This is a genomic window from Actinoplanes sp. NPDC049316 (assembly GCF_040677315.1).
Classification (GTDB): domain Bacteria; phylum Actinomycetota; class Actinomycetes; order Mycobacteriales; family Micromonosporaceae; genus Actinoplanes.
Genome location: NZ_JBFAQM010000021.1, coordinates 110,651 through 124,621, shown reverse-complemented (window position 1 = coordinate 124,621; position 13,971 = coordinate 110,651). Strand labels below are relative to the sequence as shown.

11 protein-coding genes are annotated in these 13,971 nt (G+C 72.5%); 9 read left to right on the top strand and 2 right to left on the bottom strand.

Features of this window, described 5'->3' with window-relative positions:
• Window positions 1-2 precede the first annotated feature (2 nt).
• From AB0K03_RS27760 to AB0K03_RS27730, 7 genes are all read left to right on the top strand, one after another.
• Window positions 3-776 (top strand): TIGR03936 family radical SAM-associated protein, encoded by a 774-nt coding sequence (locus tag AB0K03_RS27760; RefSeq protein WP_364690281.1) that lies wholly within the window; start codon window positions 3-5, stop codon window positions 774-776.
• Window positions 777-908: 132 nt separating this feature from the next.
• Window positions 909-3,980: an Rne/Rng family ribonuclease gene (locus tag AB0K03_RS27755; RefSeq protein WP_364690278.1), complete on the top strand. Its 3,072-nt coding sequence runs from the start codon at window positions 909-911 to the stop codon at window positions 3,978-3,980.
• Between the two features lie 118 nt (window positions 3,981-4,098).
• The gene (locus tag AB0K03_RS27750; protein ID WP_364690276.1) at window positions 4,099-4,626 is read left to right on the top strand and encodes a hypothetical protein; all 528 of its coding nucleotides are present in this window, start codon (window positions 4,099-4,101) and stop codon (window positions 4,624-4,626) included.
• 166 nt (window positions 4,627-4,792) lie between these two features.
• Window positions 4,793-5,107, top strand: a complete 315-nt coding sequence (rplU, locus tag AB0K03_RS27745; protein ID WP_015619590.1) for a 50S ribosomal protein L21 — start codon at window positions 4,793-4,795, stop codon at window positions 5,105-5,107.
• A 12-nt stretch (window positions 5,108-5,119) separates the two neighbouring features.
• Window positions 5,120-5,392, top strand: coding sequence for a 50S ribosomal protein L27 (gene rpmA / locus AB0K03_RS27740; RefSeq protein ID WP_364690273.1), 273 nt, complete (start codon window positions 5,120-5,122; stop codon window positions 5,390-5,392).
• A 148-nt stretch (window positions 5,393-5,540) separates the two neighbouring features.
• Complete coding sequence (obgE, locus tag AB0K03_RS27735) at window positions 5,541-7,040, top strand: GTPase ObgE (RefSeq protein ID WP_364690270.1); 1,500 nt, start codon at window positions 5,541-5,543, stop codon at window positions 7,038-7,040.
• A 138-nt stretch (window positions 7,041-7,178) separates the two neighbouring features.
• Window positions 7,179-7,631, top strand: a complete 453-nt coding sequence (locus tag AB0K03_RS27730) for a GNAT family N-acetyltransferase (RefSeq protein ID WP_364690267.1) — start codon at window positions 7,179-7,181, stop codon at window positions 7,629-7,631.
• Here the strand turns inward: AB0K03_RS27730 and AB0K03_RS27725 are convergent.
• Together AB0K03_RS27725 and AB0K03_RS27720 are read right to left on the bottom strand one after the other, a co-directional pair.
• On the bottom strand, window positions 7,618-9,210 hold the full coding sequence (locus AB0K03_RS27725) for an RICIN domain-containing protein (protein ID WP_364690264.1): 1,593 nt from the start codon (window positions 9,208-9,210) through the stop codon (window positions 7,618-7,620). The genes AB0K03_RS27730 and AB0K03_RS27725 overlap by 14 nt on opposite strands.
• Window positions 9,207-9,785 carry a prepilin-type N-terminal cleavage/methylation domain-containing protein gene (locus AB0K03_RS27720; protein WP_364690261.1) on the bottom strand — a complete coding sequence of 193 codons (579 nt, stop codon included), beginning with the start codon at window positions 9,783-9,785 and terminating at the stop codon, window positions 9,207-9,209. The genes AB0K03_RS27725 and AB0K03_RS27720 overlap by 4 nt, the downstream gene beginning before the upstream one ends.
• Before the next feature lie 71 nt (window positions 9,786-9,856).
• Here AB0K03_RS27720 and pepN point away from each other — a divergent pair, with 71 nt between their 5' ends.
• Window positions 9,857-12,364, top strand: a complete 2,508-nt coding sequence (pepN, locus tag AB0K03_RS27715; protein WP_364690258.1) for an aminopeptidase N — start codon at window positions 9,857-9,859, stop codon at window positions 12,362-12,364.
• A gap of 58 nt (window positions 12,365-12,422) precedes the next feature.
• Window positions 12,423-13,946, top strand: coding sequence for an ATP-binding protein (locus AB0K03_RS27710; protein WP_364690255.1), 1,524 nt, complete (start codon window positions 12,423-12,425; stop codon window positions 13,944-13,946).
• Window positions 13,947-13,971: the final 25 nt, after the last annotated feature.

Sequence of the window (13,971 nt, the reverse complement as noted above, 5' to 3'; positions counted from 1 at the left end):
CCATGCCGAAGAACCAGCCCGTCGGCGGTCAGGCGCCCGTCGTCCAGCGGATCCGTATCCGCTACGCCAAGCGCGGCCCGCTGCGCTTCACCTCGCACCGCGACTTCGCGCGAGCCTTCGAGCGGGCCCTGCGGCGTGCCGCGGTCCCGATCGCGTTCTCCCAGGGCTTCACCCCGCACCCCAAGATCTCGTACGCGAGCGCCGCGCCGACCGGTGTGGGCAGCGAGGCGGAGTACCTGGAGATCGGGCTGCAGGCCGAGGTGGACCCGCAGCAGCTGCGCGTGGCGCTGGACGCGGCGCTCTCGCCGGGCCTGGACGTGCTCGACGCCGTGGTGGCGCGCGAGGGCAGCCTGGCCGACCGGATCGACGCGTCCCGGTGGTTGATCGAGCTTCCCGAGGTGGAGCCCGCGGTGGCGGCCAAGGCCGTCGAGGCGTTCCTCGCGGCCGAGGAAGTGCTGGTCGAGCGCATGACGAAGCAGGGCCGGCGCGCGTTCGACGCCCGAAATGCAGTTGCGTTCTTCGCTGTCACCGAGCAGTCTGGCGCACCTTCCGGGGCCGTGGCGGCACGGTGTGCGATAATCGACCTTGTCGTGCGGCAGGTCACGCCCGCCGTACGGCCCGATGACGTCTTGTCCGGCCTGCACGTGGTGGCCGGCCTGGAGCCGCCGGTGCCCCCACGGGTGACCCGGCTGGCCCAGGGCTCGCTCACCCCGCAGGGGGAGATCGTCGATCCGTTGGACGCGGATCGCGAGGACGCACCCATCGGAGGGCGTTGACCGGTTCGGCCGGCGCCCGCGTTGGCAGACTTCGGAAGCCCGTCCGACGACGGCCGGGACCGAAAAACTTGCGGCGACCCTGCGTGGCAGCGCTCACCCGCGCCCGGGGCCGCCAGAACTGGAGAGCGCCCCATGCTCGATAACGAGCCACAGGGCGGTGCAGGGGACGAGGCAGTCACGCCTCCTACCGCCGAATCCGCCGAGACCGCAACACCCGCGCGCCGCACCCGCGCCCCGCGCCGCAAGGCCACGCCGCCGGCCGTGCCGGTGGACGCGCCCGGCACCGAGCCCGGCGCGTCCGACGAGGCAGCCGTCGCCAGCGACGCCGCCGCGACCGCGGGAGAGCCCGTCGCGCCGCCGGTGAAGGCCACCCGCAGCCGGGCGCGCAAGAAGGCGGCCCCCGCGGCTGCCGAGGCCTTGGCGGAGGACCCCGCTGCCGTTGCGGAGAGCCTGCTCAGCGATGCCGAGCCGGTCGCACCGGTGAAGGCCACCCGCAGCCGGGCGCGCAAGAAGGCCGCTCCGGCGGCTGCGGCTCCCGCCGAGGAGAGCCCGGTCGTCGAGGCTCCCGCCGCCGAGATTCCCGCCGTGTCCGTTCCCGCGGTCGAGGAGCCCGTCGCGGAGGACGAGGACGAGACCGCGCAGGACGCTGCTGCCGGCGTACCCGTCATCGGGGTTCTGCCTCTCGACGACGACTTCGTCGAGGAGGAGCCGAAGCCGCGCCGCGGCCGTAAGGCCGCCCTGCCGCCCGCCGTGCTGTTCATGCCGCCGGACCCGGAGGCCGAGCCCGCTCCCACGACCCGGCGCAGCCGCCGTGGGGCTGCCGCCGCCGCGGCGTCCACCGAGCCGGTCGCCGAGACCGCCGAGTCCGGGGCGCCCGCCGTCGCGGAGGAGGCGGCCGAGGGCGCCCGTAAGAGCCGGCGCCGCCGCCGGGGCGGCGCCGCGGCCGAGGCCGAGGAGACCACCGCGGCCGAGGCCGTCGAGGCGCCGGCGCTCGAGGAGAGCGACGAGAGCGCCGACGACGTCGAGGACGGCGCCGACGAGGACATCGACGAGGACGAGGACAGCGCCGGCCGGCGCCGCCGCCGGCGGGGACGCCGGGGCCGTGGCCGCGGCAAGGGCCCGTCCGACGAGGCCGACGAGGGCGACGGGACCGCCGAGCAGCCCGAGGACGCCGTCGAGGCCGAGGGTGACGAGGACGAGGCCGAGGAGGGCGACGGGGTCACCCGCCGCCGCCGGCGCCGGCGCCGCAAGGGCTCGGGCGACACCGAGTCCGGCGGGGTCGAGGACGGCGTGCACACGGTCGTGCGGGTGCGCGAGCCGCGCCGCAGCGACGAGGTCCAGGGCGTCTCCGGCTCCACCCGGCTGGAGGCGAAGCGGCAGCGCCGGCGCGACGGCCGGGAGCAGCGCCGGACCCGCCCGCCGATCCTGAGCGAGTCGGAGTTCCTGGCCCGCCGCGAGGCCGTCGACCGGGTCATGGTCGTCCGGCAGAAGCCCGACCGTACGCAGATCGCCGTGCTCGAGGACGGCATCCTGGTCGAGCACTACGTCTCCCGGTCGACCTCGGGCACCATGGTCGGCAACGTGTACCTCGGCAAGGTCCAGAACGTGCTGCCGAGCATGGAGGCGGCCTTCGTCGACGTCGGCCGCGGCCGCAACGCGGTCCTCTACGCCGGCGAGGTCAACTGGGACGCCACCGGGCTCGAGGGGCGGGCGCGCTCGATCGAGCAGGCCCTGCGCTCCGGCGACTCGGTGCTGGTCCAGGTCACCAAGGACCCGATCGGGCACAAGGGTGCCCGGCTGAGCAGCCACATCGCGCTCTCCGGCCGGCACCTGGTGTACGTGCCGAACGGCAACGCCTCCGGCATCAGCCGCAAGCTGCCCGACAACGAGCGCAAGCGGCTGCGCGACGTGCTGAAGAAGCTCGTACCGGACGGCGCCGGGGTGATCGTGCGGACCGCGGCCGAGGGCGCCAGCGAGGACGAGCTGGCCCGCGACGTCAAGCGGCTGCAGGCGCAGTGGGAGGAGATCCAGGCCAAGGCGGCCGAGGGTGGCGCGCCGCGCCCGCTCTCGGAGGAGCCCGACCTGGTCATCCGCGTCGTCCGCGACCTCTTCAACGAGGACTTCCGCGAGCTGATCGTGCAGGGCGACCAGGCGTACGGCGAGCTGGAGAACTACCTCGACTCCGTCTCGCCCGACCTGCTCGAGCGGATGCACCGCTACACCGGCGGGGGCGACGTGTTCGCGGACAAGCGGATCGACGAGCAGATCCTCAAGGGCCTGGACCGCAAGGTGTTCCTGCCCTCGGGCGGCCATCTGGTCTTCGACCGCACCGAGGCGATGACCGTCGTCGACGTCAACACCGGCAAGTACACCGGCGCCGGCGGCAACCTCGAGGAGACGGTCACCCGCAACAACCTCGAGGCGGCCGAGGAGATCGTCCGGCAGCTGCGGCTGCGCGACATCGGCGGCATCGTGGTGATCGACTTCATCGACATGGTGCTGGAGAGCAACCGCGAGCTGGTGCTGCGGCGGCTCACCGAGTGCCTGGGCCGGGACCGGACGAAGCACCAGGTCACCGAGATCACGTCGCTGGGGCTCGTGCAGATGACCCGCAAGCGCATCGGCGCCGGGCTGCTCGAGGCGTTCAGCGAGACCTGCGACCACTGCAAGGGCCGCGGGGTGATCATCCACACCGAGCCGGTGCCGGAGAAGCGGTCGGCGGGCAACGGCGCGGCCAACCAGGTGAAGGCGGTGGCGGCGGCCGCGCGTACGGAGGCCCCGGCGCAGCCCGCCAAGTCGCGGCGCCGGCGCGGTGGTGGTGGCGAGCAGGCCCCGGCCGAGCCCGAGGTCGTGGCGGCCGAGGAGCCGGTCGCCGAGGAGCCGGCGGCCGAGACGCCGGCGGTCGAGGATCCGGCGGCCGAGACGGCGGGGCTGCCCCCGGCCGGCTCGGGCATCGTCGCGGCCGGCTCCGGCGTGATCAACCCCGCGCCGAAGCTCACCCCGGACGACGATGACGACGACTACGACATCAGCGGGTATGACCTGTCCCGGTACGAGGCCGAGGAGCCGCTGCAGCTGACCGGCTCGGACGACCCGGACGCGGCCGACGACGAGGACGAGGACGAGGACGGCCCGGTGGGCGCCGGGGCCGGCGGGCGGCGGCGCTCCCGTCGCGGCGGCGCGCGGCGGCGTACCCGGCCCTGACAATCGCGATGTTCCGGGCGGTCCTGGCAGAGAAGTGCTGCTGGGGCCGCCCGCTCCATGTCCGGTGATCTATGTCGGCTAGTCTCGTGATCCCCCGCTCATCCCCTGTAGGAGCATCATGCGACGCCTTCTGTGCGCGGCGGTCCTGAGCAGCGCTCTTCTGCTCGGCGCCTGCTCGACCGACGACTCCACCGACGCCCCCGCCGCGGCGACGCCGCCGGCGACCGTCTCGGCCGGCGCTCCGGTCCCCGAGGGCAGCGGCTCCCCGGCGAAGGGCTCGTCGGCGGCCGGCAGCGGGGACGCGGCGCTCAAGGGGAACACGAAGGCGATCTGCGACCAGGCCGCGAAGACCGGCGGCGACGCCGCGAAGAACTTCGCCCAGGACCTCAAGCTGCTGATCGACGCCGAGTCGGCGCAGGACAAGGCCGCGGTCGCCGCCGCCAAGGCGAAGACCAGCCGGGACGTGGAGAACTACTCCTTCGCCCTGGGCGACATGGCGAAGCTGGCCTCGGAGCCGGAGCTGAAGAAGGCCCTCGGCGCCATGAGCAAGCAGGTCGCGGCGCTCAAGGGTGATGTGCGCAAGCTCGACGCCGAGAAGCTGGACGGCCTGCAGGACACCCTCTCGAAGGCCTGCGGGACGGCCTGATGCTCCCCGGTTTGGGAAGCGGCAGGCACATGAAGTACTCTTTCTGACGGCGCTTTTTCATGGCGCCATGTTCTCGTGCGTGACGCAGTGATCTGCGGGGCCGAGACCGAGTTTCATCCGCCAAGCAGCGACTGTCGCTGCGTAAGTCTCAGGGAGTCCGCGTCCCATGTACGCGATCGTCAAGACCGGCGGCAAGCAGTACAAGGTTGCCGAGGGCGACGTGATCGAGGTCGAGAAGCTCGCGGGTGTGCCCGGCGACTCGCTGACGCTCGCCGCGGTCCTCCTCGTCGACGGTGACAACCTGGTGACCGATGCGGCCAAGCTTGCCAACGTGACGGTGTCCGGCGAGATCGCCGAGCACACCAAGGGTCCGAAGATCCGGATCCACAAGTTCAAGAACAAGACCGGCTACCACAAGCGCCAGGGTCACCGCCAGCCGCTGACCCGCGTCAAGGTGACCGGCATCTCCAGCGGGAAGTAGGGGCGAACCGCCATGGCTCACAAAAAGGGTGCATCCAGCTCGCGGAACGGCCGTGACTCCGCCGCTCAGCGGCTCGGTGTCAAGCGGTTCGGTGGCCAGCTGGTGAATGCGGGCGAGATCATCGTCCGGCAGCGCGGCACGAAGTTCCACCCGGGCGACCTGGTCGGCCGTGGTGGCGACGACACCCTGTTCGCGCTCGCCGCGGGCAACGTGCTCTTCGGTCACAAGCGTGGTCGCAAGACCATCAGCATCGTGCCCGTCGCGGCTCCGGCCGCGGCAGAGTAGGACCCGGCCGCCGAGGCGGCCGACAGCATCGCAGCGGGTCGTGGACCTTCCGGGGTCCGCGGCCCGCTGTTGTTTCCTCCGGGAAGTCCGCCGGTCGTGCGGATGTTCTTCCCACGGGGATGTCAGCGTTTGAGGTGGGAGTTACCAAGTGGCTACGTTCGTCGACCGGGTCGTGCTGCACCTGCAGGCAGGTGACGGCGGCCACGGGTGTGTCTCCGTACGCCGGGAGAAGTTCAAGCCCCTCGGCGGCCCCGACGGCGGCGACGGCGGTCACGGCGGCAGCATCACGCTCGTCGTCGACCCGCAGCAGCACACCCTGCTGGACTTCCACTTCCGCCCGCACGTCAAGGCGCAGAACGGCACCGGCGGCATGGGCGCCAACCGGGACGGCGCGAACGGCGCGAACCTGGTCCTGAAGGTGCCGAACGGGACGGTCGTGCAGACCCCCGGCGGCGAGATCCTGGCCGACCTCGTCGGAGAGGGCACCGAGTTCGAGGTGGCCCGCGGCGGCCGGGGCGGGCGCGGCAACGCGTCACTGGCCAACACCCGGCGCAAGGTGCCCGGCTTCGCCGAGCTGGGCGAGCCCGGTGATCGCTTCGACGTGGTCCTGGAGCTCAAGAGCGTCGCCGAGGTGGGGCTCGTGGGCTTCCCGTCGGCCGGCAAGTCCTCGCTGATCTCGGTCATCTCCGCAGCGAAGCCGAAGATCGCGGACTACCCGTTCACCACGCTGGTGCCGAACCTCGGCGTCGTGCAGGCCGGTGAGGAGACCTTCACGGTCGCCGACGTGCCCGGCCTGATCCCGGGCGCGGCCACCGGCAAGGGGCTGGGCCTGGAGTTCCTGCGGCACATCGAGCGCACCTCGGTGCTGGTCCACGTCCTCGACGCCGCGGCGCCCGAGATCGAGCGGGACCCGGTCGCGGACCTGGAGGCCATCGAGGCGGAGCTGGCCGCGTACGGGGGGCTCGAGGAGCGGCCGCGGATGGTGGTGCTCAACAAGATCGACATCCCGGACGGGCGGGACCTGGCCGAGATGGTCCGCCCCGACCTGGAGGCCCGCGGCTACCGGGTCTTCGAGGTCAGCGCGGTCACCCGCGAGGGGCTCAAGGAATTCACGTACGCGCTGGCCGAGGCCGTCGCCGCACACCGCCTGGCGACGCCGGTCATCGAGCCCACGCGTACGGTGGTCCGCCCGCGCGCGGTCGACGAGAAGGGCTTCACGGTCGAGCAGGACGCCGACGGCGTGTACGTCGTCCGCGGCGTCCAGGTGGAGCGCTGGATCCGCCAGACCAACTTCGACAACGACGAGGCCGTCGGCTACCTGGCCGACCGGCTGGAGCGCGTCGGCGTCGAGGCGGCGCTGGCCAAGAAGGGCGCCAAGCCCGGCGACCCGGTGCGCATCGCCGACCAGGAGTTCGACTGGCAGCCCAACGCCGGCGAGTTCGTCTCGGGCCCCCGCGGCACGGACGCGCGCCTCGAGGAGGCCACGGGCCGCGCCTCGGCCGCGGAACGGCTGGCCGCCCGCAAGGCCCGCCGCATCCGCTCGGACGACGAACTGCTGCACATGTCGGAGGACGGCACGGTGTCGACGGTCTCGATGTCGGCCAAGCCGGTCCTGGTCACCGACGACGAGGACCTCGACGACGAGTGATCGGCTCCGAGCCGGCGGCGTGACGACGACCGTTACGGAAGTCGCATTTCGCTCCATGGGGGCGAAATGCACGCCGTAGCGGAGCGGAGGCCATGTAACAGCAACGTGGTGGAAACGGGCGGCACCTACGGTGGGGCGATGTTGATCGAGTCCCGTTCCGCGTCGGATCCCGAGCTGGCCGCGTTGCTCATCGCGCAGCAGCGTGAGCTGGCCGAGGCCGACGGCGGGCAGGACGGTCAGGTGTACCTCACCCACGAGGACGTGGCGTACCTGGTCGTTGTGGTGGACGGGCGGGCCGTGGCTTGCGGGGCGTGGCAGGCGCTGGAGCCGGGTGTCGCCGAGCTGAAGCGGATGTACGTGCGGCCGGCGTACCGGGGGCGGGGGATCGCCCGGCAGCTGGTGGTGGCGCTGGAGGAGGAGGCGCTCGCGGCGGACCGGCCGGTGCTGCGGCTCGAGACCGGCACCTACCTGCCCGCGGCCATCGCGCTGTACCGCTCCGCCGGGTACGTGCCGATTCCCGTGTACGGCGAGTACGTCGGGAATCCGTACAGCGTGTGCTTCGAGAAGTCCCTGGCGGTCACTTCTCGCTGACGTCGCTGACCGTGGAGCTGAGCACCATCGGGTCCGCGTTCCACTTCTGGCCCCGGGTGCCGTCGCAGACCGCGAGCGTGCCCTTGCTGACGTCCTTGTTGCCGGTGTACCAGTAGTCGAACGCCGTGTCGGTGGGCGCGAGGCACCAGGTCGTCCCGGTCGGGGCGCCGTACGTCGTCTCGATGCGGTACGCGGTCGCGAACACGCCGGTGCCGCCGCGGCGCGTCCACGTGGTCGCCGGGGTCGCCGGCGCGGCCGGGTCGCAGGTGACCAGCTTCGGGTAGACGGCGGTCGCCGGGTCGTAGCCGGGCGGGTTGAGCCACCCGGGGCTGCTGAGGCAGTAGGTGCGGTTGTCCTGGTCGCTGTGCAGCCAGATGACGCCCGTACCGCTGCTGTTCCCGTCGGGGATCGCCGGCAGGTGCCACACCTGGTTCCACTGCACGATGCCGCTGGGGCTCTGCTTGCACGGCCAGATGACCATGTACGAAGCCGTGACGTCGTTGCCGGAGACGTCGAAGCAGCGGCCGAACTGCTGGAAGTTCACCAGCTGGTTGCTCTTGGCGCCCGCCCCGCCGGTGCCCACGGCCGCGTCGGGCTGGAAGCTGCGGGTGACCGTGTAGTCGTCGCCGCATGCCTTGTCGTACTGCGAGACGCCGGCCGGGTCGCTGGCGGCCGCGTGCAGGACGATAGTGCTCCCGGCGATGCCGGGTGCGGTCACGTGGAAGCACTGCTGGTCGCGTACGCCGTTCTCGGTGCCCTCGAAGTTGGCCCGGTCGTTCAGGCTCCACTGCTGCCGTTCCGCGGTCGGGTCGGCGCAGGCGCGGAAGACGACCTGCTCGCCGTTGATCGGCGCGGCGTCCAGGCACATGCCCTTGGAGCCGTCCGCTCGGGAGGCCACCAGGACCAGGTTCAGGTTCGACACGTACGCGAACTTCTGCCGGTCGTCGTTGCTGTCGCACACCTGAAGGGTCAGCGGCGCACCTGCCACGGGCTTCGCCGCGGGCGCCGAGAAGCACAGGTCGGGGTTGTTCTGCCCGAGAACGTGCACGAGTCCGCCGGCGACGTTCTCCCGGGTGGCGCTGTGCATCGTGTACGTCGCTGTGACCGTACGTGGAGCAGTTGGTCCTGCGGAGTCCAGAGCGCGACCGGTCGACGAGAGCAGGACGTAGACGGGGGTTTCCGCTCCGGACAGGTAACCGGACGTGCACGTCATCTTGTTGGCCTGAGCCCAGCCGACGTCTCCCGCGGGCGGCTGGGTGCGCAGGTAGTAGATGCTGACCGTGTACCTCTGGTCGGTGGCGGTGTTGACCGCGCCGCTGAACGGGCCGCAGGGCAGCTTGGCGGGATCGCCGGCGCCGTCGGTGACGGCGAGCCGGATCTGCCCGAGGGCGACGTCGATGCCGGACTGGGCCGCGTCCAGGGCCTCGGAGCTGTGCACCGTCGCGCGCGTGCCGGTGATCTGTACCGACACGGCCGCGGCGAGCAGGCTGCTGAGCGACATCCCGACGAGGATCAGCAGCATCGCCATGGGCAGTGACCCGCGGTCGTCGGTGACCCGGGAGACGGCCCTGCGGATCACTGGGCGAACACCGGGTCGGCCGGGTCCGCGCTGAAGAGCGAGGTGGCGGCGCGGATGCACACGGCGTAGCGACAGTCGGGGGAGCGCCAGGCGACACCGACGACGAGCCGGACCATGGCCGCCGGCAACGCGCTGTTCGTGCCGCACGTGCCGCCGCCGGCCGCCTGCCAGCAGCGTCCAACGAAGTAGTAGCGGTGGTAGGCGACGCCGTTGACCGAGGTGATCTCGGCGGCGCCGGGCAGCGGCACGGTCGGCGTCACGGCCGCGACGGGCGCGTCCCAGCGCACGGTGTCGGCCAGGTAGCCCAGGACGTCGAAGCCGCTCACGTCGGTGCAGGCGCCGCACTGCGCGCGGCCCGCGAGCAGGGTCGGCCCGCCGAAGCCGCGAGCGGCCTCCATGCCGGTCTGGGCGAGGCGCGTCGCGGTCTGGATCTGGGCCTGAAGGCGGCTGGTACGCGCCGAGGACACGAAGTACGTCCCCAGGGCGGCCATGACGGTGCTGATGAGAGCGAGCGCGACCATCACCTCGATGATCGTGAACCCGTCGTCCGCGGGCCGCCCGCTCCTGAGCCGCATGACTCCTTCAGTCGGCATCCGTCAGCGGTCTGTGAGAAGCCGTGAGGATGTTCTCGGGCATGATGGTCGGCATGCCGAGCCTGACCCGCGCCGAGGCCACCGAGAGGGCCGCCGCCATCACCGTCACGGGATACGCCGTGGACCTGGACGTCACCGCCCCCGGTGACACGTTCCGGTCCCGGACGGTGCTGACCTTCTCCACCGAGCCGGGCGGCTCGACGTTCGTGGAGTGGGAGCCGGCCGCGCTGATCTCGGCGACGCTCAACGGCACGCCGCTGGAGCCGTCCGCCCTGGCCGGCGAGCGGCTCGCGCTGACCGGGCTCGCCGCCGCGAACGAGCTCGTGGTCGAGGCGGAGATGCGCTACTCGAACACGGGCGAGGGCCTGCACCGCTTCGTCGACCCCGCCGACGGCCGCGTCTACCTCTACGCGCACATGTTCCTGGACGGCGCCCGGCGCATCTTCCCGTGCTTCGACCAGCCCGACCTGAAGGCGCCGTACACGCTGGCGGTGACCGCGCCGGAGGACTGGCTCGTGGCGGCCAACGGCGCCCGCGTGGGCGAGGGCGGCGGCCGCTGGGAGTTCGCGCAGACCAAGCCCCTGGCCACGTATTTCGTCTCGCTGATCGCGGGGCCGTACCACGCGGTGACCGACGAGCACGACGGCATCCCGCTGGCCCTCTACTGCCGGCAGGCGCTCGCCGAGCACCTCGACGAGCAGGCGGACGAGCTGTTCACAGTCACGAAGCAGTGCCTGGACCGCTACCACGAGATCTTCGACGTGCGGTACCCGTTCGGTCACTACGGGCAGGCGTTCGTGCCGGAGTTCAACTTCGGCGCGATGGAGAACCCGGGCATCGTCGTCTTCCGCGACGAGTTCATCTACCGCTCCGCCGTCACCGACGGCCAGCGCGAGCAGCGGGCGAACGTCGTGGCGCACGAGATGGCCCACCAGTGGTTCGGCGACCTGGTGACCATGGCGTGGTGGGACGACCTGTGGCTCAACGAGTCGTTCGCGGAGTACCTCGGCACCCGGATCACCGCCGAGGCCACCCGGTTCACCGAGACCTGGACGACCTTCGCGATGCAGCGCAAGGCGTGGGGCATGCGCGCCGACCAGCGCCCGTCGACGCATCCGGTCGCGCCGACCGACGTCGACGACACGGCGCTGGCGCTGCTCAACTTCGACGGCATCTCGTACGCGAAGGGCGCGGCCGTGCTCCGCCAGCTCGTCGCGTGGGTGGGGGACAAGGCGTTCCTCGCCGGGCTGAACGAGCACTTCGCGGCTCACGCGTACGGCAACGCCACCCTTGCCGACCTGCTCGCCGCCGTGTCCCGGTCCAGCGGCCGCGATCTGGGCGCGTGGGCCGACGTGTGGCTGCGCCGCGAGCAGATCAACACGCTGCGCGCCGAGGTCGAGCGCACCGACGACGGCCGGTACGCGCAGGTCACGCTCGTGCAGACCGCTCCCGACGAGCATCCGGCGCTGCGCCCGCACAAGCTCTGCCTCGGCCTCTACGACCACGGCGCGGACGGTGCGGTGACCCGGCGCCGGGTCGTCGAGGTCGACGTCGACCCGGAGACGGACGGCGGCCGGACGGTGATCGCGGAGCTGGCCGGGGAGCCCGTCGCCGACCTGCTGCTCGTCAACGACGGCGACCTCACGTACGCGAAGATCCGCCTGGACCCCGACTCGGCCGCCGCCGTGCCGGCGATCCTGTCGCTGCTGGACGACTCGCTGGCCCGCGCGGTGCTCTGGAGCGCGATGCTGGACGCGGTCACCGACGGGGAGCGGCCGGTCGCCGAGCTGGTCACGCTCGTGCTGGCGGCCCTGCCGGTGGAGCGCGAGGTGGTCATCGTCGAGGACGTCCTGCGGATGACCCGGACCCTGGTGGATCGCTACCCGACGCCGGAGGCCCGGCCGGCCGCGCTGGAGATGCTGGCGCAGGCCTGCGACCGGCTGGTGGCGGCCGCCGAGCCGGGCAGCTCCCGCCAGCTCGCCGGGCTGCGTGGCTTGATCGGCTCGAGTGTCGACACGGCGCGGCTGCAGGGCTGGCTCGACGGCGCGAACGTGCCCGACGGGGTGACCGTGGACGCCGACCTGCGCTGGCTGATCCTGCAGCGTCTGGTGGTGCTGGGCGCGGCCGGGCCGGAGCAGATCGATGCCGAGCTCGCGCGTGACCGCAGCGCCCTGGGCGAGCAGGCGGCGGCCCGGTGCCGCGCGGCGCTGCCCGACCCCGAGGCGAAGGCGCGCGCCTGGGAGTTCGTGATCTCGGATCCGGACGCGTCGAACCGCATCCTGGAGGCCACCGCCCAGGGCTTCTGGCAGCCGGAGCAGCTCGAGCTCGTCGCCCCGTACGCCGAGCGGTACTTCGCCGACATACCGGGGATGCTGGCGCGCCGGACCGGGATGAGCGGGGAGCGGCTCGCCGTCACCGCGTACCCGTCGGTCGTGGTCGCGGAGCGCACCCGCGAGCTCGCCGCCGAGCTGTTGGCCCGCACGGACCTCTCGGCGATCCTGCGCCGGGTGGTCACGGACGGCGACGACGACCTCCGCCGGGCGCTGACCGCCCGCGGATAGACGATTTCGCCTCTTGCTCCCGGTTCGAGCGGATAGCCTCGATGGACGGGGGTGAGCGGTGGAGTGGTCCGAGGAGCTGTCCGGTGGTCTGCTGCAGGCCGCCCCGGATGCGATCGTCGTCATGGACGAGGGACGGATCGTCCTGCTCAACGACCGGGCCGAGGAGATCTTCGGATGGCCTCGCGGCGAGCTGCTGGGCAAGCACGCCCACGTGCTGCTCAGCGACGCCGCCCGCGAGGCCTTCCCGGAGCGGGCCAAGCGCTCCGGCCGGGGGATGGGCGCCGGGCCGGTGGGGATGGTGTCGCTGCACGTGCTCCGGCGCGACGGCACGGAATTCCCCGCCGAGGCGTCGCTCGCCGTCGTCTCCACCCCGCACGGCGAGGTCACCGTGGCGGTGGTCCGGGACGTCACCGAGCGGCGCCGGCTGGAGGCGGCGGCGCAGGGCAACCGCAGCCAGCGGCTGGAGGCGCTCGGGCAGCTGGCCGGCGGCATCGCGCACGACTTCAACAACCTCCTCGGCGTGATCGTGAACTACGCGCACTTCGTGATCGAGGAGGCGGAGTCGCCCACGCCGGACGTCGCCACCATCGCGGCCGACGCCCGGCAGGTGGTCAAGGCCGGTGAGCGAGGCACCGGCCTCACCCACCAGCTGCTCAAGTTCGCCCGCCGGGAGGTGATCCGGCCGCAGGTGCTGGACCTGAACGAGGTGCTCGGCGACGTCGAGGAGCTGCTGCGCCGCACGCTCGGCGAGCACATCGGGCTGGTCACGAATCCCGCCGCGGCGCTGCCCCCGGTGACCTGCGATCCGGGCCAGATCGAGCAGCTGCTGGTCAACCTCGCGGTGAACGCCCGGGACGCGATGCCCGGCGGTGGCAGCCTCGTCATCGACACGGCGGCCGCGCACCTGGCGCCCGGCGAGCACCCGGAGCTGGCCCCCGGCGACTACGTCCGGCTGCGCGTCTGTGACGCCGGCCGCGGCATGACGCCGGACGTCGTGGAGCGGGCGTTCGAGCCGTTCTTCACGACCAAGCCCAACCACGAGGCGGCCGGGCTGGGCCTGGCCACGGTCTACGGCATCGCCACCCAGGCCGGCGGCAGCGTCGCCATCGCCTCGGAGCCGGGTGTGGGCACCACCGTCACCGTGCTGCTCCCGGCCTCCCAGGAAGGAGCACCGCAGGAGGCTCCCGAGCCCGAGCCGGCCGCCACGCTCGGGCACGGTGAGACGCTGCTCGTGGTCGAGGACGAGGCGGCGCTGCGGGACGTGGCCGGACGCATCCTGTCCGGGGCCGGCTACCACGTGCTGTCGGCCGACGGAGGGGCGCGCGCGCTCGAGGTGGCGGCGCTGCACGAGGGGGCGATCGACCTGCTGGTCAGCGACGTCGTGATGCCCGGCATGCTCGGCAAGGAGCTGGCCGAACGGCTCACCGGCGTACGGCCCGAGACGCGGGTGCTCTACATGTCCGGGTACGCGCAGCCGGTCCTGGCGTCGCAGGGCACGCTCGACCCGGGCGTGGCGCTGCTGGAGAAGCCGTTCACCGCGGAGGACCTGCTGGCCGCCGTACGCAAGCGCCTCGACAGCTGATCGGGCGATTGATCTAGGATTCGCC

What these genes read in the sequence shown, in the direction of transcription:
- AB0K03_RS27730 (WP_364690267.1), top strand. Translation starts at nt 7,179, where the DNA reads ATGTTGATCGAGTCCCGTTCCGCGTCGGATCCCGAGCTGGCCGCGTTG.
- AB0K03_RS27720 (WP_364690261.1), bottom strand. Translation starts at nt 9,785, where the DNA reads ATGCGGCTCAGGAGCGGGCGGCCCGCGGACGACGGGTTCACGATCATC.
- pepN (WP_364690258.1), top strand. Translation starts at nt 9,857, where the DNA reads ATGCCGAGCCTGACCCGCGCCGAGGCCACCGAGAGGGCCGCCGCCATC.
- AB0K03_RS27760 (WP_364690281.1), top strand. Translation starts at nt 3, where the DNA reads ATGCCGAAGAACCAGCCCGTCGGCGGTCAGGCGCCCGTCGTCCAGCGG.
- rplU (WP_015619590.1), top strand. Translation starts at nt 4,793, where the DNA reads ATGTACGCGATCGTCAAGACCGGCGGCAAGCAGTACAAGGTTGCCGAG.
- AB0K03_RS27755 (WP_364690278.1), top strand. Translation starts at nt 909, where the DNA reads ATGCTCGATAACGAGCCACAGGGCGGTGCAGGGGACGAGGCAGTCACG.
- AB0K03_RS27750 (WP_364690276.1), top strand. Translation starts at nt 4,099, where the DNA reads ATGCGACGCCTTCTGTGCGCGGCGGTCCTGAGCAGCGCTCTTCTGCTC.
- rpmA (WP_364690273.1), top strand. Translation starts at nt 5,120, where the DNA reads ATGGCTCACAAAAAGGGTGCATCCAGCTCGCGGAACGGCCGTGACTCC.